Raw genomic sequence first — 1,049 nt, 5'->3', positions numbered from 1 at the left:
TAGTATAGGGGACCCAAAAAGTTAGACTAAATTTTGGCTCTTCGTCAAATAGGACTGATGAGTAATGTCTACCAGGTAATCATTAGATTGCCTGGTTTTTTATATACTCTTTTCAATTATTCATTTTTATCTTTATAATATGCTTTTGGAGCAGCCCTTAGGCTGCTTGTACTACCGATCTTTCATTTAGATATAGCTTATTCGTGAATAATATTCTAGTTCTAAAATTTTGGAGCTTTCGTATCCATAGGCTATCCGTTTTAAGACCTCAATTTTATTATTCAAAGTGATTTGGGATTTAGCCATGATATTGGACTAAAGGTTCAAATTTTAGTAAAACTTAGGCTTCAATTTTGAAACTATGGATATCAAAAAAGGCATAACACACAGTCATACCTTTCTTAAACTTATTAAAATGAATGTTTATAATCTTACTAATGGTCCTTATATACCTCAATTGATGATGTTAAGTTTTCTTCATAATTTTTAGACATTAAATCCAAGTACATAACATCTAAAACAAAAATCATCGCAGTATAAATACCAATCGACTCAATATTAAAAACATGAGTCTTTGTAGAGGCCCCTTTAGGAGTATAAATTTGAGTATAACCTTTAAACTTAAAATATCTACTTCCACCGCTATAGTTAATAAAAGTTGTTACTGTAGCTTTAGAAGAATTAGGCTTAGAATTCCCTGATCCAGTACGTACAACAGTACCACTAGTAGCTGTAGTCCTTATATCAACATTAGTCATTGGACCTGAATAAGAAGTGACTATATAAGTCGTTTTAGCTCTATTTGAAGCTTCTCTTTTTGTACTCCCTGTAACTGTAGCTATAACTGTATTAACAGACATTTGCCCCTCTAATGGAAATTCAGTGACCTATTCCTGAAAAAATACATCTTCTTCAGTATACCCATTATCTATAAATATTTTTTTATCTTCTTCTGAAAGGTCTTCTAAAGTTAGCGTTTGTTCATTTTGAACTACTTCAGGAGTAAATTCAGTTGCAGAAACAATATTCTCATTAACTATAAAATTAAA

General features: G+C 30.9%; 1 protein-coding gene. It reads right to left on the bottom strand.

The window, feature by feature from the left end; translation table 11 throughout:
• Positions 1–434 precede the first annotated feature (434 nt).
• The gene (locus tag ACRCJ0_RS15085; protein WP_431388043.1) at positions 435–860 is read right to left on the bottom strand and encodes a hypothetical protein; all 426 of its coding nucleotides are present in this window, start codon (positions 858–860) and stop codon (positions 435–437) included.
• Between the last annotated feature and the right edge of the window lie 189 nt (positions 861–1,049).

Source organism: Aerococcus sp. L_32, assembly GCF_050689315.1.
The sequence above is the reverse complement of the archived record's forward strand: the minus strand, read 5'-3'. Positions and strand labels throughout refer to the sequence as shown.

Bases quoted from the DNA above. Each gene is read 5' to 3' on its own strand.
- ACRCJ0_RS15085 (WP_431388043.1), bottom strand. From the start codon at position 860: ATGTCTGTTAATACAGTTATAGCTACAGTTACAGGGAGTACAAAAAGA.